At 69.2% G+C, this 22249-nt stretch carries 21 protein-coding genes and 1 pseudogene; 6 read left to right on the top strand and 16 right to left on the bottom strand.

The features are described from left to right. Positions 1-81: 81 nt before the first annotated feature. Entirely contained in the window at positions 82-1431 is a 1350-nt protein-coding gene (locus QZM35_RS18690) for a cytochrome-c peroxidase (protein WP_301776592.1), read from the bottom strand. A gap of 221 nt (positions 1432-1652) precedes the next feature. On the opposite strand from QZM35_RS18690, the gene QZM35_RS18685 reads away from it, so the two are divergent. Next, the gene (locus tag QZM35_RS18685; RefSeq protein ID WP_174975609.1) at positions 1653-3239 is read left to right on the top strand and encodes an acid phosphatase; all 1587 of its coding nucleotides are present in this window, start codon (positions 1653-1655) and stop codon (positions 3237-3239) included. Positions 3240-3365: 126 nt separating this feature from the next. On the opposite strand, the gene QZM35_RS18680 is transcribed toward QZM35_RS18685, so the two are convergent. The 8 genes and pseudogenes from QZM35_RS18680 to QZM35_RS18645 all read right to left on the bottom strand — a co-directional run bounded on the left by QZM35_RS18680 (position 3366) and on the right by QZM35_RS18645 (position 9607). Next, positions 3366-3668 carry a DUF3331 domain-containing protein gene (locus QZM35_RS18680; protein ID WP_254600309.1) on the bottom strand — a complete coding sequence of 101 codons (303 nt, stop codon included), beginning with the start codon at positions 3666-3668 and terminating at the stop codon, positions 3366-3368. Continuing rightward, a pseudogene (locus QZM35_RS18675) lies at positions 3657-3827 on the bottom strand (DUF3331 domain-containing protein); the annotation flags it as partial. The gene QZM35_RS18680 and the pseudogene QZM35_RS18675, both read right to left, overlap by 12 nt. A 93-nt stretch (positions 3828-3920) precedes the next feature. Then, positions 3921-5441 carry an alginate export family protein gene (locus QZM35_RS18670; RefSeq protein WP_301776591.1) on the bottom strand — a complete coding sequence of 507 codons (1521 nt, stop codon included), beginning with the start codon at positions 5439-5441 and terminating at the stop codon, positions 3921-3923. Further along, on the bottom strand, positions 5438-6136 hold the full coding sequence (locus QZM35_RS18665; RefSeq protein WP_089425142.1) for a YoaK family protein: 699 nt from the start codon (positions 6134-6136) through the stop codon (positions 5438-5440). Before QZM35_RS18665 ends, QZM35_RS18670 begins: the two co-directional genes overlap by 4 nt. Then, a complete protein-coding gene (locus tag QZM35_RS18660; RefSeq protein ID WP_089425141.1) occupies positions 6133-7047 on the bottom strand; it encodes a glyoxalase in 915 nt (304 codons plus the stop codon). The genes QZM35_RS18665 and QZM35_RS18660 overlap by 4 nt, the downstream gene beginning before the upstream one ends. A gap of 26 nt (positions 7048-7073) precedes the next feature. Next, the gene (locus QZM35_RS18655; protein WP_089425140.1) at positions 7074-7526 is read right to left on the bottom strand and encodes a DoxX family protein; all 453 of its coding nucleotides are present in this window, start codon (positions 7524-7526) and stop codon (positions 7074-7076) included. 1 nt (position 7527) lies between these two features. Beyond that, the gene (locus tag QZM35_RS18650; protein WP_301776590.1) at positions 7528-9420 is read right to left on the bottom strand and encodes an amidohydrolase; all 1893 of its coding nucleotides are present in this window, start codon (positions 9418-9420) and stop codon (positions 7528-7530) included. A 19-nt stretch (positions 9421-9439) separates the two neighbouring features. Then, on the bottom strand, positions 9440-9607 hold the full coding sequence (locus QZM35_RS18645) for a DUF1427 family protein (protein WP_089425138.1): 168 nt from the start codon (positions 9605-9607) through the stop codon (positions 9440-9442). Positions 9608-9706: 99 nt separating this feature from the next. Here QZM35_RS18645 and QZM35_RS18640 point away from each other — a divergent pair, with 99 nt between their 5' ends. Further along, positions 9707-10630, top strand: a complete 924-nt coding sequence (locus QZM35_RS18640) for a LysR family transcriptional regulator (protein WP_089425137.1) — start codon at positions 9707-9709, stop codon at positions 10628-10630. 85 nt (positions 10631-10715) lie between these two features. Here the strand turns inward: QZM35_RS18640 and QZM35_RS18635 are convergent, their stop codons facing one another. After that, on the bottom strand, positions 10716-11402 hold the full coding sequence (locus QZM35_RS18635) for a hydrolase (protein WP_089430945.1): 687 nt from the start codon (positions 11400-11402) through the stop codon (positions 10716-10718). Between the two features lie 286 nt (positions 11403-11688). On the opposite strand from QZM35_RS18635, the gene QZM35_RS18630 reads away from it, so the two are divergent. Genes QZM35_RS18630 through QZM35_RS18615 form a run of 4 tightly spaced genes read left to right on the top strand, consistent with a single transcriptional unit; the run spans position 11689 to position 14910 of the window. Next, positions 11689-11949: a XapX domain-containing protein gene (locus QZM35_RS18630; protein WP_174975612.1), complete on the top strand. Its 261-nt coding sequence runs from the start codon at positions 11689-11691 to the stop codon at positions 11947-11949. A 25-nt stretch (positions 11950-11974) separates the two neighbouring features. Then, positions 11975-13555, top strand: coding sequence for a sodium:proton antiporter (locus QZM35_RS18625; RefSeq protein WP_301776589.1), 1581 nt, complete (start codon positions 11975-11977; stop codon positions 13553-13555). Positions 13556-13601: 46 nt separating this feature from the next. Beyond that, positions 13602-13994, top strand: a complete 393-nt coding sequence (locus QZM35_RS18620; protein WP_011351699.1) for an OsmC family protein — start codon at positions 13602-13604, stop codon at positions 13992-13994. Positions 13995-14025: 31 nt separating this feature from the next. Then, positions 14026-14910 (top strand): pirin family protein, encoded by an 885-nt coding sequence (locus QZM35_RS18615; RefSeq protein ID WP_301776588.1) that lies wholly within the window; start codon positions 14026-14028, stop codon positions 14908-14910. A gap of 72 nt (positions 14911-14982) precedes the next feature. Here the strand turns inward: QZM35_RS18615 and QZM35_RS18610 are convergent, their stop codons facing one another. From QZM35_RS18610 to bcsE, 6 genes are read right to left on the bottom strand one after another with little or no spacing between them, the layout of a single operon-like run. After that, positions 14983-15180 carry a hypothetical protein gene (locus QZM35_RS18610; RefSeq protein WP_089425132.1) on the bottom strand — a complete coding sequence of 66 codons (198 nt, stop codon included), beginning with the start codon at positions 15178-15180 and terminating at the stop codon, positions 14983-14985. Next, positions 15162-16718 (bottom strand): cellulose biosynthesis protein BcsG, encoded by a 1557-nt coding sequence (bcsG, locus tag QZM35_RS18605; RefSeq protein WP_174975614.1) that lies wholly within the window; start codon positions 16716-16718, stop codon positions 15162-15164. The genes QZM35_RS18610 and bcsG overlap by 19 nt, the downstream gene beginning before the upstream one ends. A gap of 27 nt (positions 16719-16745) precedes the next feature. Continuing rightward, the gene (gene bcsA / locus QZM35_RS18600) at positions 16746-19283 is read right to left on the bottom strand and encodes a UDP-forming cellulose synthase catalytic subunit (RefSeq protein WP_089473240.1); all 2538 of its coding nucleotides are present in this window, start codon (positions 19281-19283) and stop codon (positions 16746-16748) included. Beyond that, a complete protein-coding gene (bcsQ, locus tag QZM35_RS18595; protein ID WP_089425130.1) occupies positions 19280-20059 on the bottom strand; it encodes a cellulose biosynthesis protein BcsQ in 780 nt (259 codons plus the stop codon). Before bcsQ ends, bcsA begins: the two co-directional genes overlap by 4 nt. Beyond that, a complete protein-coding gene (locus QZM35_RS18590) occupies positions 20056-20274 on the bottom strand; it encodes a hypothetical protein (RefSeq protein WP_174975617.1) in 219 nt (72 codons plus the stop codon). The genes bcsQ and QZM35_RS18590 overlap by 4 nt, the downstream gene beginning before the upstream one ends. Beyond that, on the bottom strand, positions 20271-22235 hold the full coding sequence (gene bcsE, locus QZM35_RS18585) for a cellulose biosynthesis protein BcsE (protein WP_301776587.1): 1965 nt from the start codon (positions 22233-22235) through the stop codon (positions 20271-20273). The genes QZM35_RS18590 and bcsE overlap by 4 nt, the downstream gene beginning before the upstream one ends. Positions 22236-22249: the final 14 nt, after the last annotated feature.

Here is a 22249-nt window from a genome sequence, read left to right as displayed (position 1 = left end):
CGGCGAACCGGGAGCCGGCCATCCGGTACGCACCACGCCCGTCAGCGAGCGAGCATAGCATGCGTGCTGTAATGCATGCCTCTACGGCTTGGCCGGTGCGGCCGTTTGCTGATATCCGTCAGTCAGCGTGCCGAGGAACGCGATCACGTCCTTGATCTCGGCCGCGTTCAGCGCCGGCTGGTCGCCGCGCTTGCGGTCGAACGGCGGCTCGCGGTTGATGTTCGGCCAGTAGCGCTTCGGCAAATCGTCGTAGATCTGCACCTTGCCGTGCACGACCGGATAGAACTTCTCCGGATGGATGTCGCGTTCGACGTAGAAGCGCATCACGTCCTCCAGCGAGTGATACACGCCGTTGTGGAAGAACGTCTTGCGCAGCGCGACGTTGCGCAGCGACGGCGTGCGGAACAACCCGCAGAATTCGTCGCGGCCCTTCAGGTCGGTGCGCTCGGGGCCGCAGGCGCCGAGATCGTAGAAGCGCGGGTCGCGATTGACGGGCAGCGCGCGGTTGCGCGGCACCGCGACCGCGATCAGCCCGAAGTCGCTGAACTGCGGCGGGCCGCCTTCGAGCGTGCGCTGGCTGATGTGGCAGCTCGCGCAGTTGCCCTTCTTCTCGTCGTTGAACAGCTGCAGCCCGCGCAGTTCCGCGGGCGTGAGCTGCGCATGGCCGGCCAGGTACGCGTCGTACTTGCTCGTGTACGGATCGAACAGCGCCGGCTGTTGCTGGAAGGCGTCGAGCGCGCGCAGCACCGCGTCGAAGGTCGCCTGGTCGTTGCCGAGCACCTGAGCGCCGAACGCGTTGCGGAACGCGTCCGCATAAGGTGCGGCGCGAACCGCCTGCGCGACCCTCGCCGGCGAGCTGCTCATCTCGAATGGCGACGTGAGCGGAATGCGCGCCTGCGCATCGCGCGTATCGACGCGGCCGTCCCAGGTCAGCCCGCCGGTCGGACCCGCGTCGATGCTTTCGTCACCTTCGTCCGGCGAATCGTGGAAGTGCTCGCTGAACGGCGGGATGCCGCGCAGGTACTTCAGCGACGGCACCGCGCGAAAGCCCGTGCGGTGCATGTCGTCGCCGCCGAGCTGCACCGACAGCGCGTTCGGCGGCCCGAACGCATGCTCGGCGCTATGGCACGACGCGCACGCGAGCTTGCCGGAGCCCGACAGCGAAGGATCGAAGAACAGCTGCTTGCCGAGCGCCGTCATCTGCTTGACGCCCTCGAATACCTGCGCGCGCGTCTGCGGCTGGCTGGCCGGCGCGACCGCGGGAGCGGCCGGGGCCGCTTGCGCCGCCGGCACGACGGACGCGGCCGACGTAGTCGCGCCGGGCCGCGCATCGCAGCCGGCGAGCGCCGCGAGCCCGGCGGCCAGCGCCAGCGCGGCCGCGGCAGGGGTCAACGATCGCGCGAACGCGAGGGGTTTCAGAAGGCTGTGCATCGTCGTTCTTCTTGTAGCGGTGGGCAATCGGCCGGAGCTTATGTCAGTTCCATGACCGTTGCATGACGTTCCACCGACAGTCAATTGAAAGCGGCCCTACACCCGCCTGTCAAATCGGTTCCAGATAATGCGCGCAACCGGTCGGTGCCTCGCAGTGCCCGCACCGGCCGTACATCAACCCGGTTCCCACACGCGACAAACGACGAAAGAGAGAACATCGCATGAAGAAGCACGCCTGGATTCGCTATACGCCGATCGCCCTCGCGGCCGCGCTCAGCCTGACCGCCTGCGGCGGCGACGATGTCACGCAGCAAGGCCTGTCGGCCGTCAAGAACGTTGTCGTGATCTATGCGGAAAACCGCAGCTTCGACAACCTGTATGGCAACTTCCCCGGCGCGAACGGCCTGCAGAACGCAACGGCCGCGAACTCGGTGCAAAAGGATCGCGACGGCTCGACGATGGCGACGCTGCCGAAGATCTGGGGCGGCCTGACCGCGACCGGCATCACGCCGGCGGTGACCGAGGCGATGACGGCAAACCTGCCGAACACGCCGTTCGCGATCGACGATCCGAAAGGCTTCAACCAGTCGATGAGCATCGCGACGCGCGACATCGTGCATCGCTTCTACCAGGACCAGATGCAGATCAACGGCGGCAAGAACGACATGTATGCCGCGTGGACCGATGCGGGCGGCCTGACGATGGGCCACTACACCGCCGATCCGTCGAAGCTGCCGCTGTGGAAGGTCGCGCAGCAGTACGTGCTGGCCGACAACTTCTTCATGGGTGCGTTCGGCGGCTCGTTCCTGAACCACCAGTACCTGATCTGCGCGTGCGCGCCGTTCTATGCGAACGCGGACAAGAGCCCGGCGGCCGGCAAGATCGCAGTCCTGAACGCCGACGGCAAGTCGCTGAAGGTCGCCGCGAACTCGCCGGCCTCCGCGCTGAGCGGGCCGCCCAAGTTCGTCAACGACGGCGCGCTGACGCCTGACTTCTACGGCATCAACACGATGCAGCCGGCGTACCAGCCGAGCGGCAACAAGGCGGCCACGGGCGGCGATCCGCTGCTCGCCGACCCGGCCAACCCGTCGACGATGCCGCCGCAGACGGCGACCAACATCGGCGACCTGATGACCAATGCGGGCGTGTCGTGGGCATGGTACGGCGGCGCGTGGGGCCAGGCGCTGCAGGCGAGCCAGAACGGCACGTCGAACGTGATCTACGGTGCCGATCTGTCGACGCCGAACTTCCAGCCGCACCACCAGCCGTTCAACTACTTCGCGAACCAGGCGCCGGGCACCGCGAGCCGCGCGCAGCACCTGCTCGACGGCGGCGCGAACGGCGCCGAGTTCATCAAGGCGATCGACGCGGGCACGCTGCCGCAGGTCGCGTTCTACAAGCCGCAAGGCAACCTGAACGAGCACCCGGGCTACACCGACGTCACCTCCGGCGACCAGCACATCGCCGACGTGATCGCGCACCTGCAGGCAAGCCCGCAGTGGAAGAACATGGTCGTGGTCGTCACGTACGACGAAAACGGCGGCTTCTGGGATCATGCCGCGCCGCCGAATGCCGACCGCTGGGGCCCGGGCACCCGCATTCCGGCGCTGATCGTGTCGCCGTACGCGAAGAAGGGCTTCGTCGACCACACGCAGTACGACACGGGTTCGATCCTGCGCTTCATCACGCGCCGCTTCTCGCTGCCGCGCCTCGCGGGCCTGCAACAGCGCGACGACGCGCTGAAGGCCAACGGCGGGCAGCCGATGGGCGACCTGACGAACGCGCTGCAACTGTCGCCGAACCTGTAACGGCCTGGCGGCTCTGCAATGAACCGGCCGGCGCGATGCCGGCCACCTCATGACACAGGGCGGCTTCGGCCGCCCTGTGTCATGGCGCAAACGCACCCATGCGAACATCGGCACGTGCGCGTCGCATCACCCGCCGTGCTTCAGCCCGGCGGTATCGAGTGCGATGGCCAGGATCATCGCGCGCGCATTCGGCGGCGTCGGGCGCCCACTCGGGCGGAACACGTCGTCCCCGCACGCGATCCGCGCGCCCGACAGCACGCAGACACCGGCCTGCCGTGCGCGCCCCGGTTTCCAGTGCTGCTCGCCGAAATGCGCACGCCCCGGCTCGACCCAGCGCACGACCAGCAGCTGCGCCGAGCGCTCGAGCACCTGGACGTGCGGGCGAACCGTCGACACGCGCGGACGGTCGAGCGCCGCCGCCAGGATCATCGCTTTCGATTCGAATGGCGCCCGCCCGCGCGGGCTGAACACGGCGTCGCCGCAGACGATCTTCTCGCCGGACAGCGCGCAGTGGCCCGAGCGCAGCGCACGCGCCGGCGCCCAGCGCTGTTCCGCGCCGCCCGGCGCGAGCCAGCGCACGATCAGCATCTCGTCCGAATACGCGAGCACCTGCACACGCGCATTCATCCTGCACCACGCATCGGGCAGCGCCTCGCCGGCGCACGCGCAGCGCCGCGCGTGCTACCACCCATACTTCAGCTCGACGCCGACATAGTCGGCGTTGTGCCCGCCCGCCTGGCGGATCGCATCGCCGACCTGGAAATGCACGGCCTCGATCGCACCGATCAGGTTCGCGGCGATCGTCCAGTCCGCGCGCAGCTGCACGTACATCCCGGTCCACAACCCGCCCTTGCCCGCCGTGCCCGGCACCGGGATGTTCGGCTGCTGATAGACGGCATCGCCGGTCGTCTCGCGCCACTGGAAGCCGAGCGCACCGAGCAGCGACAGGTTCGCCGACGGCTTCAGCGTCACGGACGGCTTCACGTGAATCAGGTTCGCGTAACTCGTATAGCCGGCCAGCGTGAAGTAATAGCCGTTCGGAAACAGTGGGTTGAAGGTGCTCACACGGCCGTCGTGCGGATGCCGGTCGCCCGACGCCGCGTCGACCTGCAGCGCGATGCGCGGCGACCACGGCGCATCGAGCTTGTAGCCGGCGATCGACCCCACGGCCCACGCCCCGATCGTCGCGTTGCCGACCGTGCCGGTCTGCAGCATCGTTTCGAGATCCCAGTCGAAGTGCCCCAGCGTGCCCGTGTAGCGCACGTCCCACACGTCGCGATGCTCGGGACCGCTCGCGTCGAGGAACCGTGCGTTGTTGCGGTTGTAGCGCGACCAGTAGCCGGACAGGTCGCCCGGCCCGACCGACTGCCGCTCGAAGCGCACGCCGCTGAACGTGAGGTCGCGATTCGACACGTCGTCGAAATCGGACGCGTTGCGGTTCTGCACCGGCTGGGTCGCATAGCCGATGAAGCGCCATTTCTGGTACTCGTAAACGGCCCAGACCGCATCGAACGCCTGCCGTACGTTCGGGCCGTCGCGCGTGGCGATGAACCGCTGCAAGTCGAACGCCATCTCCTGCCGGCCGACGCGGAACTTGAACGTGCCGCCGCCGAGCGCGCCCGTGTAGGTCGCGAACGCCTGCTCGAGATCGAGCGGGTTCTTGTCGACCGGCGACACGGTGTTCTTGCCGAACGCGCGGGCGTCCTGCAACTGCACGAAGAACTGCCAGTGCTGGCCGAGATGCGCATCGGCATGCACTTCGATGCGCTGGATCAGGTACGTATCCGATTGCGCGGAACCGATGCCGAACAGCGGCGCGTCATTGGTCTCGAGACGCTCGCGCAGGTTCACGCCGAGCGACAGATAGGAGGCCGGATCGTTGCCGAGCGGAAGATATTTCAGGCCGTCGAGGGGTGCGCGCGGCACGCACGGATTCGCGAGCACCGACCAGTCTTCCTGCCAGCGGTTGAACAGCACCACGGGGCGCTTGGCCGTGCAGGTCGATGCGGCAGCGGCGGTTGGCGTTGCCGATGACGCGGCCGGCGCCGGCTCCTGCACCGGCGTGGAAGCCGGCGTCGATGCCGGCGCCGTTTGCGCGCATGCCGCGTCGGCGCCCGCGAACAGCAGCCCCGCGACGATCGACGCGCGCGCGGCCCGTGCGGCGTGCTGGCCGTGATGTCTCCCCCCTCCCCGCTCGATCATGCGCGCTCCTGTGTGGTCGTCCCCGCCGTTTGTGCCGCGCACAGGGCAAGCGTCGCGAGCGCGCCGACCGGCGCGAGCAGCGCGAAAAACCCGACGAAGCGGAACCCGAGCGCGCCGCATGCGGCACCGAGCGCGAACGCCACGATCGCCGGCAGCATCTTGCCGAAGCGCGCCCGCGCCGCCGCGCGCGCGGCCTCGGCGGTGCCGGCGGAAAGCATGTCGACGACGTCGAGGATCGCCTGCGTCACGTTGCCGGTCATCACCGTGTTCGGCACGCCGCCGGCGCGCGCAATCACGCGCGGATGCGCGTTCTGCACGCCCATCGCGAACGTGCCGACGATGCCGGCCACGAGTGCCGGCAGGCTGTCGGGCTGCGTGACGGGCGTCGCCCATACGCCGGCCGCGCAGAAGCCGAGCAGCAGCACGGCCTGCACCGCATGCAGCGTGCGCGTGCCCTGCCAGGCTGGCCGCCCGGACATCGACCGCGCGATCAGGCTGCTCGCGATCACGCCGCAGACGAACGCGGGAAACACGCTGAGCTTCAGCACGACACCCTGGCCGAAGCCCGCGATGCCCGCGCCGATCAGCACGAAGTTGCCGGTCACGTGCGCGGTGAACAGCCCGAACAGCGCGACGAAGCTCAGCGTGTCGACGAAGCCGGCCACCGCGGCAAGGATCGTGTCCTCGTGCTTCATCGCGCGGCGCTCGCGTGGATCTCGGCGACGTAGCCGCCCGGGAACTGCACGAGCGCCGCGTCACGGCCGTCCGACGTGAACGGCGGCACGAGCACGGTCACGCCGGCTGCCTTGGCCTTCTCCAGCGTCGCGGCGAGATCGTGCACTTCGTAACCGGTCATTTCGCGGCCGAACGGGTAAGGCAGGTGGCCGTCGGTCACGAGCACGGTCATCTTGCCGAAGCCCGATTCGATGCGAATGCGGCGATACGTGTCGTTCGGCCGGCCGATCTCGATGCCCGGCGCCTTGAGGGTGTCGGATACCACCTTGCCGTTCGAGAACTTCACGAAATCGTGCACCAGCTTGCGCACGCTTTCCGGCGATACGTACACGCGATTCTCGGGCACCGTCTCCAGCGCGTCGTAGCGCGGCGCTTCGGTATGCCAATAGAGTTGCATGTTCAGGACGCCGGCCCAGCGGATGATCGCGTCGCGGCCGATCGGATCGGGGAACGTGTCGACGATCACGTCCGCGCCGTGTGCGCGTGCCGTCTTCATCGCGACGTCCATGTCGGTGACGAGATAGCCGGTGCGCTCCGCGCAGAACGGATACGGGATCGGTGTCTTGAAGCCGAACACCGAGACCGTGCCGACCGGCGTGAGCACCAGTTGCGACATCGTCTGGCTCGGCGTGGGCGTGACCTGGAACACGCCCTGCTTCGACTTCTTGCCGCCGAACGTCGCGACGAAGCTGTCGGTGAAGCGGTCGAAGTCTTCCGGCGCCACGCACACGTGCGTCGTGTCGTATTGCGGGCCGACGGCCACCGTCGGCGTGGCCGCCGGCGGCACCGGCGGCTTCGCGAACGCCACCGGTGCGACGGCAAGACCGCCCGCGAACAGCGCGGCGAGCAGCACGGAACGAATGGATTTCATCACGGGATTCCCTGGTTGTTTCATTGTCATCGGATGGAGCGGCCGTCATCGGCCGGTTGCCGTGCATCGCCGAGCACGGTCGCAAGCACGAGGGCCGCGATCAGCCCAAGATGCTCGAAAAAGCTGTTGAGTGCCATGAAATGTTCGGCACCCGAGCGGTTCCAGAAATCGTTCGCCACGACCATCGCGACCAGCGTCAGCATGCCGAGCGCGCCGGCGCCGAGCCACGTGAAGCGGCGAAACACCACGCACAACGAGCCGACGATCTCGACCACGATCGCCAGCGCCGCCCACAGCGCGGCCGGCTGCAGGCCGAAATGCGCCTGCTCGGCCACCGCATCGCCGAAGTGCATCGCCTTGTTGACGCCGCCGATGAGGAACGCGGAAACGAGCGCCAGACGCGCGAGCGGCAGGACCCACGGCTGCGACAGCAGCGCGCGGATCCATGCCGGGTTGCCATGGGCAGTGCGCGCCGTCATGTCAGACCGCCCAGCACGAGCAGCCGAATGCGCCCCAGAAGCCCTTCGCGTCCGAGGTCGGCAGCGCGCGGCTCCATGCGCTGGCATGCGCATGGCCGTGCAGGCCGCACGCACTCGCGCAACCGCACATCGCCGCGGCAGCCGCCGCGCGCTGCAGCGGTGCGCCGTCGCGCTGCGTCGCGCCCCAGCCATCGTAGCCGCCGTAGGCGCGCACCGGCGACCAGTCCGGCATCGCCGGCGGAATCGGCGCGTCGTGCGACGCGAACGGCCCCGCCCCCCACACGATCCGGCCGCCCACCACCGTCAGCAGCGCCGTCGTATCGACGATATCGTCCTCCGCGCACGTGAAGAAATCGCGATCCGGGACCATCAGGTCGGCCAGTTGCCCGACCGCGATGCGCCCTTTCTTGCCCTCTTCGTTCGAGAACCACGTCACGTACTCGGTCCACATCCGCAGCGCCGTCTCGCGATCGAGCAGGTTGCGCTGCGGATACAGGCGCATCCCGCCCACCGTCTTGCCCGTCACGAGCCATGCGAGCGACACCCACGGGTTGTACGACGCCACGCGCGTCGCGTCGGTGCCGGCCGACACCTTGAGGCCTTTCGACAGCATCTTCGCGACCGGCGGCGTCGCTTCGGCCGCCTGCGCGCCGTAGCGCTCGACGAAGTACTCGCCCTGGTACGCCATCCGGTGCTGCACCGCGATGCCGCCGCCCAGCGCCGCGATCCGGTCCATCGACTTCTCGGAGATCGTTTCCGCGTGATCGAAAAACCAGTTCAGCCCTTCGAGCGGGATGTCCTTGTTGACCTTCTCGAACACGTCCAGCGCACGGCTGATGGTTTCGTCGTAGGTCGCATGCATGCGCCACGGCCAGCGGTTTTGCGCAAGCACGCGCACGACGCCTTCGAGATCGTCTTCCATCTGCGCCGGCAGGTCCGGGCGCGCGACGCGGAAATCCTCGAAGTCGGCGGCCGAGAACACCAGCATCTCGCCCGCGCCGTTGTGGCGGAAGTAATCGGTGCCGTCGTGGTACTTGCTGCTCTTCGTCCAGTTGACGAAGTCTTCCTTCTCCGCGTTCGGCTTCTGCGTGAACAGGTTGTAGGCGATCCGGATCGTCATCTCGCCCGCGTCATGCAGCTTGCGGATCACCTCGTAATCGTCGGGGTAATTCTGCGAGCCGCCGCCTGCGTCGATCACGCCCGTCACGCCGAGCCGGTTCAGCTCGCGCATGAAGTGGCGCGTCGAGTTGTACTGATATTCGAACGGCAGCTTCGGGCCTTTTGCGAGCGTCGCATAGAGGATCGTCGCGTTCGGGTTCGCGAGCAGCAGGCCCGTCGGATTGCCCGCGGCGTCGCGCAGGATCGTGCCGCCCGGCGGCTCGGGCGTGTCCTTCGTATAACCCACGACACGCAGCGCGGCCGCGTTCAGCAGCGCACGGTTGTACAAATGCAGGATGAACACCGGCGTATCGGGCGCGACCGCGTTGAGCTCGTCGATCGTCGGCAGGCGCTTCTCGGCGAACTGGTGTTCGGTGAAGCCGCCGACCACGCGCACCCACTGCGGCGCCGGCGTGATCGCAACCTGCTGCTTGAGCATCTCCATCGCGACCGCGAGCGAGCGTACGCCGTCCCAGCGCAGCTCCATGTTGTAGTTCAGGCCGCCACGGATCACGTGGCAATGGTTGTCGGTCAGGCCCGGCAGCGCCGGGCGGCAGCCGAGGTCGACCACCTTCGTCGCACGGCCCGCGAGCGGCATGACCTCCGCGTCGCTGCCGACCGCGACGAAGCGGCCGTCCTTGATCGCGACCGCAGTGGCAACGGGGTTCGCACGGTCGAGCGTCGTGATGCGTCCGTTGTGCAGGATCAGATCCGGTTGATTATCAGTTGCACTCATTAATATGTCCTCGATACGGTCAGAAGCCGAGCCAGTGACGGATGGAGCCGATGGCCTGCGAGCCGATCAGCATGCCGGCGAGGCCGATCAGCGCAATGAGCGGCGGCGCCGGCGAGCGCACCTTGATCACGCTGTACACGACGCCGATCAGCACGCCTGCCGCCAGCGACAATAGATAAGATTCCATAACGATTATTCTCCCCGGCCGGATTAGAATGAGCCGCATCGCGCCGGCCGCATGCTGCGCCGCCGTATCCACTTCGCTTCCCTGCCACTCTGTCCGACCATGCAACACCTTCCTGATCTCGAAGCCTGGGCCATCTTCGCGCGCGTCGCGGAGCTCGGTTCGTTCGCCAAAGCCGCCGAGCTCCTCGGCGTGTCGCAACCGACCGTCTCGAAGGCGATCGCGCGTCTCGAAAAGCGCCTCGGCGCGATGCTGCTGTACCGCACGTCGCGCAAGCTGTCGCTCACGCCGACCGGCGAACTGCTGCGCGACCGTGCGATCCGCCTGCTCGCCGATGCGGAGCTGATCGAGAGCGAGGCGTCCGCGCAAGCGCTCGAACCGCACGGCCTCGTGCGCGTGAACGCGCCGATGTCGTTCGGGCTGCGCCATCTGTCGCCGCTGCTGCCCGCGTTTCTCGAGCGCCATCCGCGCGTCGATATCGACCTCGTGCTCACCGACCACATCGTCGACATCGTGTCCGGCGGGTTCGACGTCGCGATCCGGATTGCCGAGCTCAGCGATTCGTCGCTGCGCTCGCGCCGCCTGTGTGCGGTGCGCCGTCCGCTCGTCGCGTCGCCGGCGTATCTGGCCCGGCATGGCCGGCCCACGCATCCGCGTGACATCGAGAAGCACGTGTGCCTCACCTACACCAACCTGCCGACGCCCGAGCACTGGCGTTTTCGCCACCCGGCCTCGGGCGACGACTTCGGCGTGAACGTGCACGGGCGCATCCGCACCAACAACGCCGACGTGATCGTCCCCGCACTGATCGCCGGCCACGGCCTCGCGCTTCAGCCCGAGTTCCTGGTGTGGGACGAACTGCAGCGCGGCGTACTCGAAGAAGTCATGCATGACTGGAGGATCGCCGACGTCAACGTCAACCTGATGACGCCGCCCGGCATGCTGCGTGCCGCGCGCGTGACGGTGCTGCTCGATTTCCTCGCCGAACATTTCTCGCACGCGCCGTGGGCGCTGCCCGCGGCCTGAGCGGGCGGCGGCCGGCGGATCGCCGCGGGCCGCCGCTTGCATCGGATACGGCGCCCGCAGCCGGTCGCCCGCCGCCGGTCGCCCGTTATTTCGCCGGCACGGCCGGGATCGACTCGTGCGGCGTCGCGGTACGCTGCGCGGCCTTGTGGACCATCGTGTACGCGTAGTCGACGCCCATCCCGTACGCGCCCGAATGCTCCTTCACAACCGCCATCACCGCGTCGTACGTGTCGCGACGCGCCCAGTCGCGCTGCCACTCGAGAATGACCTGCTGCCAGGTCACGGGCACCGCGCCGGCCTGCACCATCCGCTGCATCGCGAAATCGTGCGCCGCCTGCGACGTGCCGCCCGATGCGTCGGCCACCATGTAGATCTCGTAACCGCCTTCGAGCATCGCGCACAGCGCGAACGTCGTATTGCAGACTTCGGTCCACAGACCCGACACGATCACCTTCTTGCGGCCGTTCGCGGCCAGTGCGTCGCGCACCTTCTGGTCGTCCCACGAGTTCATCGACGTGCGTTCGAGCGTCTTCTGGTTCGGGAAGACGTCGAGCAGCTCCGGATACGTGTGACCGGAGAAGCTGTCGCTTTCGACCGTCGTGATCGTGGTCGGGATATTGAACGCCTTCGCGGCCTTCGCCAGGCCGACGACGTTGTTCTTCAGCGTCTGACGATCGATCGACTGCACACCGAACGCCATCTGCGGCTGCTGGTCGATGAAGATCACCTGGCTGTTCTGCGGAGTAAGTACTTCAAGCTTCGGGTTGCTCATGGCGTGATCATCCTTGGAACGGAAGGGGAATCTTGCCTCGCCGCGAACGCGGGAGGATTCGAGTTGGGTACGACGCTTGATCTGCTTCGTCCGTCTCGATTCATTAAAACCGCAATCCTCTGATACGAACACCCAAAAAATGGAATCACTCGGATTCCAGAATAGGTGGTCGCCCAAGGGCAATCCGCCCTTTTTTTCTTCACGTAAACCCGATACGCTTCGAGGGACCTCGACGATGCACTCGTCGCCACCCGTCGTTCGATCACGAGACCACGAGACGCCCATCATGAAAGCCTATGTCCTGTCGCTGCTCGCCGGCGTCCTCGCCGGTGTCATCTACGGCGCGCTCGGCGTGAACTCGCCGGCCCCGCCGATCATCGCGCTCACCGGCCTGCTCGGCATGCTGGCCGGCGAACAGATCCTGCCGGTCGCGCGACGCATGCTCGCGGGCCACCGGCTGAACACCGCATGGCGCGATGCGAAGTGCAGCCAGCACATGTTCGGCGCGCTGCCCGGCGGCACCACGAACGACCGCAAGCCGTCGTGACGCAATCGTTCATCACCGGCCACGCATGACCAACGTCGAACTGTTTCATTACCTGCTGCTGTTGATCTGCGGTGCCGGCGCACTCACGTGGCTCGCCGAACGGATCTCGATTCCGCCGGCCGTCGTGCTGCTGCTCGGCGGCTGCGTGGTCGCGGTTGCAGGCAAGCGCGTGCCCGACATGGACCCGGCGCTGCTGCTCGCGGCCGTGCTGCCGCCGCTGCTGATGTCGAGCGGGTTCTACACCGCGTGGAAGGAATTCCGGCAGGAGCTCGCATCGATCGCGTCGCTCGCGCTCGGGGCCGTGGTGTTCACGACCGTCGCGGTCGCGCTCGCCGTGCATGCGGTGAACCCGGCGCTGCCATGGGCCGCCTGCTTCACGCTCGGCGCGATCGTGTCGCCGCCCGATGCGGTCGCCGCGAAGGCGATCCTGCAGCGCCACCCGCTGCCCGCGCGACTCGTCGCGGTGCTCGAAGGCGAAAGCCTCGTCAACGATGCGTCGGGCCTGCTGCTGTACCAGATGGCCGTGTCGGCCGCGCTCGCCGTGTCGATCACGGCCGCGAGCGCCACCGGCCTGTTCTTCTCGCTCACGCTGATCGGCATCGCGGTCGGCCTCGCGTGCGGCCATGCGATGAGCTGGGTGCTGCCGCGCCTGCGCGACCCGATGCTCGGCATCGTCGTGACCTTCGCGATGGCGTGGGGCAGCTACGGGATCGCGGAAGCCGTCGACGGCTCGGGCGTGCTGTCGGTCGTCACCTGCGGGCTCGTGCTCGGCGTGCGCCAGCATCGCGTGTTCGACGCCGACATGCGGATCAAGGCGAAGGCGACCTGGGAAGCGATCGTGTTCGTGCTCGACGCGCTCGTGTTCATCCTGATCGGCCTCGCGCTGCACGCGATCCTCGCGCGCGTGAACCACGAAGGCGCGGTGCTGATGGCCGGCCTGCGCGTCGCGCTGCCCGCCACCGCCGCCACGATCGCCGCGCGCATCGTGTGGGTGTTCGTCGCGATGTGGCTGCCGGGCCGCCTGCGCGCGCCGCGCGCCGGCCACGCACCGTGGTCGTGGCGCGAGGCCGTCGTGCTCGGCTGGTCGGGCATGCGCGGCGTCGTGAGCCTCGCGGCCGCGATCGCGTTGCCCGCCAACTTCCCCGGCCGCGACCTGATCCTGTTCAGCACGTTCCTGCTGATCATCGCCACGCTCGTCGTGCAGGGCGGCACGCTCGCGCCGCTGATCCGCGTGCTGAAGCTGCGCCCGGCCGCGCGGCACACGATGTCCGAGCATGCGGTGCGCGCACACGCGTTCGGCGCGGCGCTCGCCGAACTCGACGCGCTCGAACAGCGCGGCCCGACCCTCGAGCGGCCGTCGCTCGACCGCCTGCTCGCCGAATACCGGAACCGCGTCACCTTCAACGAGCGCGCGCATCGCCACGGCGCCGAGCCAGCCCAGGTGCGCGCGCGCATGCTGCGCGTCGAACTCGACCTCGTCGGCGTGTCGCGCCGCGCGCTGCTCGACCTGCATCGCGACGGCAAGGTCGACGACGCCGTGCTGCACCGGATCGAATCGGAACTCGATTTCGAGGAACTGCGGCTGCAGCGGCTGCTCGAACCGTGACGCCCGGCCCGGCCGCCGGCCTCCCCTTTTTTCACATGGAACTGCAATGAGCGAACTGTCCGTCGAAGCGAGCATCGGCTCCGTCGATTACCTCGTCCACTTCAGCGATGGCGTCCACCAGTGGCGCGCCGACGAACCGGCGTCGCTCGGCGGCGGCGATGCGGCGCCCGCGCCCGTCACGCTGCTGCTGTCGAGCCTCGGCGCGTGCACCGCGATCACGCTGAAAATGTACGCACAGCGCAAGGGCTGGCCGCTCACCGAAGTGCACGTGAAGCTCGCGCACGAATCGGGCAGCGCGGGCAGCACGATCGTGCGCCGCATCACGCTGGAAGGCGACCTGTCCGGCGAACAGCGCGAACGGCTGCTGCAGATCGCGAACGCGTGCCCGGTGCACAAGATCCTCACGCATCCGATCACCATCGACACGGCGATCGCCTGACGCGCCCCGCCTCGACTACCAGATCCCCACCATGTCCGCCTCGATCAAGACCCTGCTCACGCCGCGCGAAAGCGACATCGGCAACCTCGTCGTGCGCCGCGTGCTGCCCGCGCGCGCCGCCCGCCTCGTCGGCCCGTTCATCTTCTTCGACGAGATGGGGCCGGCCGTGCTGCCGGCCGGCCGCGGCATCGACGTGCTGCCGCATCCGCACATCGGCCTCGCGACCGTCACCTACCTGTTCGACGGTTCGCTGATGCATCACGACAGCCTCGGCTGCCGGCAGAAGATCGTGCCGGGCGACGTGAACTGGATGACCGCCGGCCGCGGCATCGTGCATTCGGAGCGCTCGCCCGACGAAGACCGGCCGCGCGATCAGCCGGTCCACGGGATCCAGACCTGGGTCGCGCTGCCGGTCGAGCATGAAGACACCGCGCCCGCGTTCGTCCATCATGCGGCCGACACGCTGCCGTCGTTCACGCGCGACGGTGCGAGCGTGCGCGTGATCGCGGGCACCGCGTTCGGGCTCACGTCTCCGGTTGCCGTGTTCTCGCCCACGCTCTATGCGGTTGCGGAATTCGCGGCAGGCGGCACGCTGGCGCTCGATGCCGAACATGAGGAGCGCGGCGTGTACCTCGTCGACGGCGATCTCTCGATCGACGGCACGCCGCTCGCCGCCGCGACGATGGCCGTGCTCGAGCCGGGCGCGACCGTGACGCTCGCCAGCACGAACGGCGCCCGCGTGATGCTGCTCGGCGGCGCCCATCTGCCGGGCGAGCGGTTCATCGAATGGAATTTCGTATCGAGCGCGCGCGCGAAGATCGATGCGGCCCGTGCAGCGTGGGCCGATCAGACCTTCGGCAAGGTGCCGGGCGAAGAACACGAGTGGACGCGCCAGCCGGAACGCAAGGCGCAGTAAGGTCACAACGCGCGGCAAGCGGGTTCGCACGCATGCAAGCAACGGCCGGCTCCCATGCCGGCCGTCGCGCGTTTACCGCTTCAATCCCATCAGCTTCGCGAGCGTCGGCCAGCGGTCGAGCGACTCGATGAACGCGCGGCGCGCCTGCTCGTCGACGTAACGCTCGGGATCGAGCGCGGGCAAATGCCGCGCGAGGCCGAGCACGTCGTTCGGTTGCGACAGGCGATCATCGTCGCTGTCGGCGGGGAGCATCACTGTTCGTCGATCCATACGCCATCCGGAGTTTTCACCGCGTAGCCCGCGGCCGTCTGCATCGTCACCGTGCCCTCGTTCTCGCCCACCATCCGCGTGCGCGGCAGGTCGGCCGCGTACTGCGCGAGCGTCGTGCCCGGCTTGAACGGGCTGTTCGACACGAGGTTCGACAGCAGTTGCGCGAGCGCGAGGAAGCTGGTCGGCTGGTCGATCACGGTCGTCGCGCCGTGGTTGCCGGTAAAGCCGACGAGCCGCACGCCGACCGGCCCGTGCACGATGCGCGGCGTCGGGATCTCGCGCAGGCCCGCGACCTGGTACTTGTCGCCGCGCAGCGCGGCGCCGTGCTCGGGCACGAACACGATCACCGCGCGCCGGCCCGATTGCGCGATCAGGTCGGCGAGGTGATCGAAGTCGTCCATCAGCTTCGTCACGCGCTGCGGATACGAGTCGATGCTCGTCAGCGCGCTGCCGACGACGCGGTTGCCGTCGTGCAGGCTGATCGTGTTGTAGTACAGCGCGACCGGGCCCGGCACCGACGCGCGCTGCGCGTACCAGTTCGCGAGCGTCGCGTAGTCGCTCTTGATCTCCGAGCCGTCGAACGCGTGCATCGCGACCGGCGCGGCCGCGTTCGACACCGGCGGCGCGTCGGGCACGCCGATGTTGTCGTGGATCACCTGCAGGAAGTTGTCGAAGTGGCCGTCGTGGTTCAGCAGCGACTGCACCTTGTAGCCCGCGCTCGCCAACTGCGAGAACAGGTAGCACTGCTGCGGCGCCGGCTTGTACAGGTCGGCGTGCGCTTCCTGCCCGCAGCTCGCGCGCAGCACGCGGATCGCCGCCGGGCCGCTGTAGCTCGCGGCCGTGCTGAAGTTATTGAACAGGTAGTCGAAGTGGCTCAGCATCGGATGGTTGCGCACCTTCGCGGCATCGAGGTCGTCCCACGACAGCGAGCAGATGTGCAGCACGATCACGTCGAATTGCGCGGATGGATCGTTGCCGAGATGGCCGAACGCGACCTGCCGCTGCGATTCCTGCGTGCGGAACGTCGCGAGCGCGGCGTTGTGATCCTCCGGCTGGCCGGCGAGCGTCGTGCCCGTGGCGCTCGCCTGCTGCGGAAGCGGTGCGACGACGCGCGCCATCAGCCCGCTGCCGGCCTGCCACAGCGGCATCACGACCAGCACGGCCAGCACGAACGTCGCGACGCGCAGCCAGCGATTGACGATGAAATAGACGATCAGCGCGCCGGCCACCGTCAGCAGCAGCACCGGCGGCAGCAGGCGCGGCAGCAGCTCCATCCAGTACTCGAGGCGGAACGTGCTCACTTCGCGCGCGGCTTCGGCGAGCCGCGCGAGCGGCGGCGCATGCATCTCGCGCGCGAGCAGCGGCACCGCGATCGCGATCGCCACGACCTGCCGGACGATGCGCCACGCGCGCCGCCGGATCGGCGCGCTCGCCGCGAGCGCCACCGCGAACGCGAGGTTCGCGAGCCAGAACGGCTGCAGGTGCCCGGTCGCGAACAGCGCGAACTTCAGGATGAAATACAGATTCCAGAACGTCATCTAACCCACTCCATGATGAGCGCCGCGTCAGTCGCGCGCCCGATCGAGTTTCGGCGCCAGCATGGCCAGCAGGCCGCGCGCCGCACCCTTCCACATCCGTACGTTGCCGTCCAGGCCGATCCGCAACACTTCCTTCAGCCCGCCGAGCGGCGTGTCGACCCGCTGGCCTTCGTGCCAGTCGAGCCACGCGTCCGCGCGGCCGAACGTGCATTGCACGAGCTGGCGCTCCTGTTCGAGCGTGAGTTCGTCGAAGCTCACGCCGACATGGGTCGGCGTCACGCGGCTCACGCGCACCGGGAACGGGAACGGCCGGTCGCCGCGCGTCACGCACACCGTCAGCGTGTCGCCGACGGCAAGCGAGAGGCCCGGCACCGCTTCGAGGCCGAGGCCGCCGGTCGAGTAGTCGCTCGTGAAGCACGCGGCGGTCGACCCGTCGGCGAGCAGCAGCATGGCCGGCACGCGCATCGCGATCCGGTGCGTGACGCGCACCTGCTTGGTTTCGCGCGCCACGGCCAGCGCCGCGCCGAGCATCGCGAGGTTGTACACGGTCCAGCCGAGCGTGATCAGGATCGTCGACGCCTCGTCGCCCTGGTCGGCCACGAGCCGCCACAGGCCGGCGAGGATCGCGAGCACGTTCATCCCGAACAGCACCAGATACGGCTTCGACGTCGACCAGTCGACGTAGCCTTCGTCGATCTTGCCGCCCTTGTCGGTCACGTTGAACTTGCCGTGCTTCGGGCTGAAGAACGCGACGGTGGTCGGCAGTGCGATGTACCACGCGAGCACCGATTCGTAGACCTCGGCCCAGAACGAATGGCGGTAGCGCCCCTGCATCCGCGAGTTCGCGACGTTCGCGAGCACGAGATACGGGATCACGTAGCTCGCGAGCGCGAGCGCCGACGCGTTGATGAAGTACAGGTGGAAGAACAGGTACGCGAGCGGGATCGTCAGGAACACCAGCCGCGGGATCCCGTAGAAGAAGTGCAGCATCGCGTTGCCGTAGCAGATCCGCTGGATGAGGCCGAGCCCGCGCCCGAGGAACGGGTTGTCGATGCGGAAGATCTGCGCCATCCCGCGTGCCCAGCGCGTGCGCTGCTTCACGTGGCCCGCGAGGCTTTCGGTCGCGAGGCCGGCCGCCTGCACGGTCGGCAGGTAGGCCGACGTATAGCCGCGCCGGTGCAGCTTGAGCGCCGTGTGCGCATCCTCGGTCACGGTCTCGACCGCGACGCCGCCCACCTCTTCCAGCGCGCTGCGCTTGAGCACCGCGCACGAGCCGCAGAAGAACGTCGCGTTCCACAGGTCGTTGCCCGACTGCACGAGGCCGTAGAACAGGTTGCCTTCGTTCGGGATCTCGCGGAACGTGCCGAGGTTGCGCTCGAACGGATCGGGCGAGAAGAAATGGTGCGGCGTCTGCACGAGCGCGCACTTCGGGTCGCGCAGGAACACGCCCATCGTCGTCTGCAGGAACGAGCGCGTCGGCACGTGATCGCAGTCGAAGATCGCGATGTATTCGCCGTGCGTCTTCGGCAGCGCGCGGTTGATGTTGCCGGCCTTCGCGTGGCGGTTGTCGTCGCGCGTCACGTAGTCGATGCCCGCCTCGCGCGCGAACGCCTCGAATTCGGGGCGCTTGCCGTCGTCGAGCAGATACACGCGCAGCTTGGCCGTCGGCCAGTCGATGCTCTGCGCGGCGAAAACGGTCGGCTTCACGACCGACAGCGGCTCGTTGTAGGTCGGGATGTAGATGTCGACGGTCGGCCAGGTGTCGGGGTCGTCGGGCAGCGGCACGATCGGCCGGTCGAGCGGCCATGCGGTCTGCACGAAGCCGAGCAGCAGGATCATCCACGTATAGGCTTCCGCGCCGTACAGCAGATAGCCGGCGACGGCCTCGACCGGGCTGCGGAAATCGAGCGTCTGCGTGGTGCGCCACCACATGTAGCGCACCGTCGCGAGCAGGGCGAGCGACGCGAGCGCGAGCGTCGGCAGATGGCCCGGCAGGCGGCGCAGCGCGAGCGCCAGCACCGCGACGATCGCGAAGAACGCGAACTGCGCGCCCGGCATCAGCGGCGACATCCCGGCCGCGGCCCACAGCAGCGCGCCGGCCACCAGCAGCAGCGGTGCGAGCCAGCGGTGCCGGCCGACACCGTTCGCGCGCGCATCGAGCCAGCCGCCCCAGCGCACCCACGGCAGGCGCGCGAGCAGCGCGTCGATGCGCCGGCCGACCGCGCGCCCGGCCACGTAGACGGGCACGACATACCGGTCGAACCACGCGAGCGGATCGCGCGCGGGCCGGCCTTCCGCCGAGCGAGGCGCCCGCACGATCGCGCGCCACAGCCATTCGCGCGGGCTGAGCGGCTGCAGCACGCCCCACTCCTGCGCCAGCCGCAGCGACGCGACGCGCACCCAGCGGCGCACGTGATCGGGCCGGCCCGGCGGCGGCGCGTGGAAGAACAGCCGCACGATCCAGTCGACCAGCGTGCGTTGCGCCGGCAACCCGATGCCGCGTGCGAGCCAGTCGGCCGCACGACGGCCGAGCGCACGCAGGCGCAGCGCGAAGCCCGCGTTCATCGCGCCGCTCCGCGGCGACCGGCGGCGCCTGCCGCCAGCCACGCATCGACCCAGTTCGCGACGCCGTTCAGGTCGTGCGACGCCTGCGAATACGGCGCGTCGTCGAAGATCCAGCTGCCGCGCGCGAGCGCTTCGGGCACGGCCGCATCGACGTGGATGCGCTGCTCGAGCATCGACGCCGGCCCCGCGACCGCGCGCAGCATGCCGAGCGCGTCGCGCTGCATGTCGCGCGCCGGATTCAGCCGGTTCACGACGATCTGCAGTTCGCCGCCGCCGGCCCGCAGCGCGCCGAGCCGCGCGGCCGTCGTCGCGCACGCGGTCGGCTCGGGCGGCACGACGACGAGCGTGAGGTCCGCGCGGCGAATCGCCTGCTCGGCCTGCGTCGACGGATAGCGCGCGGTGTCGATCAGCACGACGCCGTCGGCCGGCAGCGCAATCTCGTCGAGCGCGCGCGCGAGCCACGCGGGATCGGCCGCGAGCCGCGCATCGCACGCGGCGGCGCCGGCCGCGTCGACCTGCCCGTATGGGACGAACAGCACGCCGTCGGCGTTGCGCCACGTATGGGCATGCCACGGCTCGCCGCCGCCGAGCAGGCTCTGCGCGAGGCCATGCTCGGCCAGCGAGTCGAGGCCGAGCGTCGCGCCCATCAGGTTCTGTGCATCGAATTCGACGGCGACGACCGGTCGGCCGCGACGCGCGAGCAGCACCGCGAGCGCGGCCGTGAGCGTCGTGCGGCCCGCGCCGCCCGTCGTCGACGCAATAGCGATCGTCTTCATCGGGCCGCCTCGCCGCTGCGCTCGCCGCGCGCCGCATCGGGCAGCAGCCGCCCGCGCAGCGCGACCGGCACGAGCTCGCATGGCACCGCGTCGTGCCGGTCGATGCCGCGCGGCGCATGAAAACCGCGGCCGATGCCGAGGTGCTGTGCGACGATCCACACCGGCACCGCGATCACGATGCCGACGATGAAACCGATGACGATTTCGGCAATCATGCGACTCCCTCCTTGCGCAGCGGCATCGCGCTGCGGACGGCGCTGCGCTTGCGCGCGGCGGGAATGACGGGTTCCGGCGCCGATGCGTCGACAGCCGCGGCCGTCGATGTCGCACCGATCGCCTCGAGCGCGACGATCGTATCGATCGCGTCGATCGCGCCGCTCACTTCGCCCGCGTCGGGCACCGCCGCGCCGAGGTCGGTGCGCACCGACGGTTGGCGTGTCGCGCCCGCCGGCTGCGTGGCCGCGAACAGGTCGCTGTAGTCGGCGATCGGTGCGCGCCGGTTCTCCGCCTTCAGCGCGTTGAGCTCGGTGTCGATGCTGCCGTGGCCGAGGCATACGACGCGGTCGGACAGCGTGTCGACCGGCACGTCGAAGATGCGCGCGAGCGCGTCCTCCGCATCGGCCGGCTCGCACGCGAACAGGAACACGTACAGGTGCGCGGCATCGGCCGTCACGACGTCGCCCGCGCGGCGCGGCCGGCAACACCGCAGCGCGTCGACGTGCGACACGCCCGGCAGCAGCGCGATCTTCGCGAGCGTGTGCGGCAGCGCGAGCACGGCGCCGCGATCGAGCACCGCGCGAATCCGCAGGCAGAACGCGCCGACCGGCAGGTAGCCGAGCACCGAATCGCCGAGCGCGGCCGCGAGCGCTGCACGATAGTCGGCCGCGACGGGCCGCGCATAGAGCTGGCCGCGCAACGCGTGCACGGCGGCCTGCATCCGCGAGACCGGCAGGTCGCGCGCGACGACGCGGCTCGCGCCGACGCTCAGCACGAGCATCTCGAACTGCTGGCGCAGCACTTCGCCGCGCTCGACGACCGCGATCTTCAGCGCACCGCCGCACTGCCGGCGCAATGCGTGCACGTCCGCGCAGAGCGCTTCGAGCTGCGCATGCGAGCGGAACACGAGCACCGCGGTGGCGGCCTGCGCATGCGCGCAGGCGGCGACGACGGCCGCGTTGTCTTCGACGATCTCCCAGCCGTCCGGCACGCGGTTCGCGCCTTCGAGCACCGCGCGGCTGACGACGACGCGATCCTCGTCGCTCGCGAGCTTCATCCGGTGCGCGGGCTCGGTCGCGCCGCCGTCGACGTTCGCCGACAGCCGGCCGCCCGGCGCGAAGCGCAGCGGCCGCACTTCGCCGGCCGCGAGCGTGTCGCCCGCCCGCCAGAAATCGACGACCCACAGCAGCTCGCCGTGCGTGCGCTGCAACTGCGCGACGCCCGAGCAGATACCGTGGAAACCGCTGCGCGGCGTGCGATCCGCATCGCGCACGAGCGGCGCATCGTCGGTGCGTGCTGCGCCGTCCGCGCGGGTCGCCTCGGGATCGAGCAGCAGCACCAGCGCGATCCGGCGCGTGCGGCACCAGTCGGCGAGTGCGTGCGCCTCGTCGGCGAGCGCGATCGGGTCGTCCCAGCTGAACCAGCGCTGCGCGCCCTCGACGAAATACAGCGAGCGCGCCCGAAAGCCGTAGCGCTTCAGCGCGCGCAGGCCGCCGGTCAGTCGTGCAAACGGGCCCGGTGGCGCGCGGCGCGGGGCGTCCGCGGTTGCGCCGGCGCCGGGGTTGTCACCGTTGGCCGGCTCGGCCGCGGGCGGCATCGCCAGCACGTTCAGGTTGCGCGGCCAGCCGGCCGGCTGCGCGCCGCCCGCGAAGCCGCGCGCCTGCATCTGGTCGGCAACGTGGGCCGCGTCGCGCGCGAGCACGACCGTCACGTCGCGCGTGCGCGCCTGTCGCGCGCTCTCCCACACGAGCGCGTCGCAGGCCGGCGTGCCGCCGGCCGCGTAGATCGCGTACAGGCCGCCGGCTTCCAGTTGCGTCCACGCATCGGGCAAGCCGTCGATCGCGAGCCGGCTCACCGTGCCGATACGGCCGCCGGCCGGCGCGCCCAGCAGCGCACGCAGGCGGCCCAGCAGGCCGGCGGCGCCGAATGCGGGACGGGTGGCATCGAGTTCCGTATTCACGGCGTTCCCCTAGT

The organism is Burkholderia sp. AU45274 (assembly GCF_030482505.1).
Lineage (GTDB): Bacteria > Pseudomonadota > Gammaproteobacteria > Burkholderiales > Burkholderiaceae > Burkholderia.
Note: the sequence above shows the minus strand (reverse complement) of the source record. Positions and strands in the feature narration are given on the sequence as shown.

Coding starts and splice junctions, on each gene's coding strand:
- QZM35_RS18690 (WP_301776592.1), bottom strand. CDS start 1,431: ATGCACAGCCTTCTGAAACCCCTCGCGTTCGCGCGATCGTTGACCCCT.
- QZM35_RS18685 (WP_174975609.1), top strand. CDS start 1,653: ATGAAGAAGCACGCCTGGATTCGCTATACGCCGATCGCCCTCGCGGCC.
- QZM35_RS18680 (WP_254600309.1), bottom strand. CDS start 3,668: ATGATCCTGGCGGCGGCGCTCGACCGTCCGCGCGTGTCGACGGTTCGC.
- QZM35_RS18670 (WP_301776591.1), bottom strand. CDS start 5,441: ATGATCGAGCGGGGAGGGGGGAGACATCACGGCCAGCACGCCGCACGG.
- QZM35_RS18665 (WP_089425142.1), bottom strand. CDS start 6,136: ATGAAGCACGAGGACACGATCCTTGCCGCGGTGGCCGGCTTCGTCGAC.
- QZM35_RS18660 (WP_089425141.1), bottom strand. CDS start 7,047: ATGAAATCCATTCGTTCCGTGCTGCTCGCCGCGCTGTTCGCGGGCGGT.
- QZM35_RS18655 (WP_089425140.1), bottom strand. CDS start 7,526: ATGACGGCGCGCACTGCCCATGGCAACCCGGCATGGATCCGCGCGCTG.
- QZM35_RS18650 (WP_301776590.1), bottom strand. CDS start 9,420: ATGAGTGCAACTGATAATCAACCGGATCTGATCCTGCACAACGGACGC.
- QZM35_RS18645 (WP_089425138.1), bottom strand. CDS start 9,607: ATGGAATCTTATCTATTGTCGCTGGCGGCAGGCGTGCTGATCGGCGTC.
- QZM35_RS18640 (WP_089425137.1), top strand. CDS start 9,707: ATGCAACACCTTCCTGATCTCGAAGCCTGGGCCATCTTCGCGCGCGTC.
- QZM35_RS18635 (WP_089430945.1), bottom strand. CDS start 11,402: ATGAGCAACCCGAAGCTTGAAGTACTTACTCCGCAGAACAGCCAGGTG.
- QZM35_RS18630 (WP_174975612.1), top strand. CDS start 11,689: ATGAAAGCCTATGTCCTGTCGCTGCTCGCCGGCGTCCTCGCCGGTGTC.
- QZM35_RS18625 (WP_301776589.1), top strand. CDS start 11,975: ATGACCAACGTCGAACTGTTTCATTACCTGCTGCTGTTGATCTGCGGT.
- QZM35_RS18620 (WP_011351699.1), top strand. CDS start 13,602: ATGAGCGAACTGTCCGTCGAAGCGAGCATCGGCTCCGTCGATTACCTC.
- QZM35_RS18615 (WP_301776588.1), top strand. CDS start 14,026: ATGTCCGCCTCGATCAAGACCCTGCTCACGCCGCGCGAAAGCGACATC.
- QZM35_RS18610 (WP_089425132.1), bottom strand. CDS start 15,180: ATGGATCGACGAACAGTGATGCTCCCCGCCGACAGCGACGATGATCGC.
- bcsG (WP_174975614.1), bottom strand. CDS start 16,718: ATGACGTTCTGGAATCTGTATTTCATCCTGAAGTTCGCGCTGTTCGCG.
- bcsA (WP_089473240.1), bottom strand. CDS start 19,283: ATGAACGCGGGCTTCGCGCTGCGCCTGCGTGCGCTCGGCCGTCGTGCG.
- bcsQ (WP_089425130.1), bottom strand. CDS start 20,059: ATGAAGACGATCGCTATTGCGTCGACGACGGGCGGCGCGGGCCGCACG.
- QZM35_RS18590 (WP_174975617.1), bottom strand. CDS start 20,274: ATGATTGCCGAAATCGTCATCGGTTTCATCGTCGGCATCGTGATCGCG.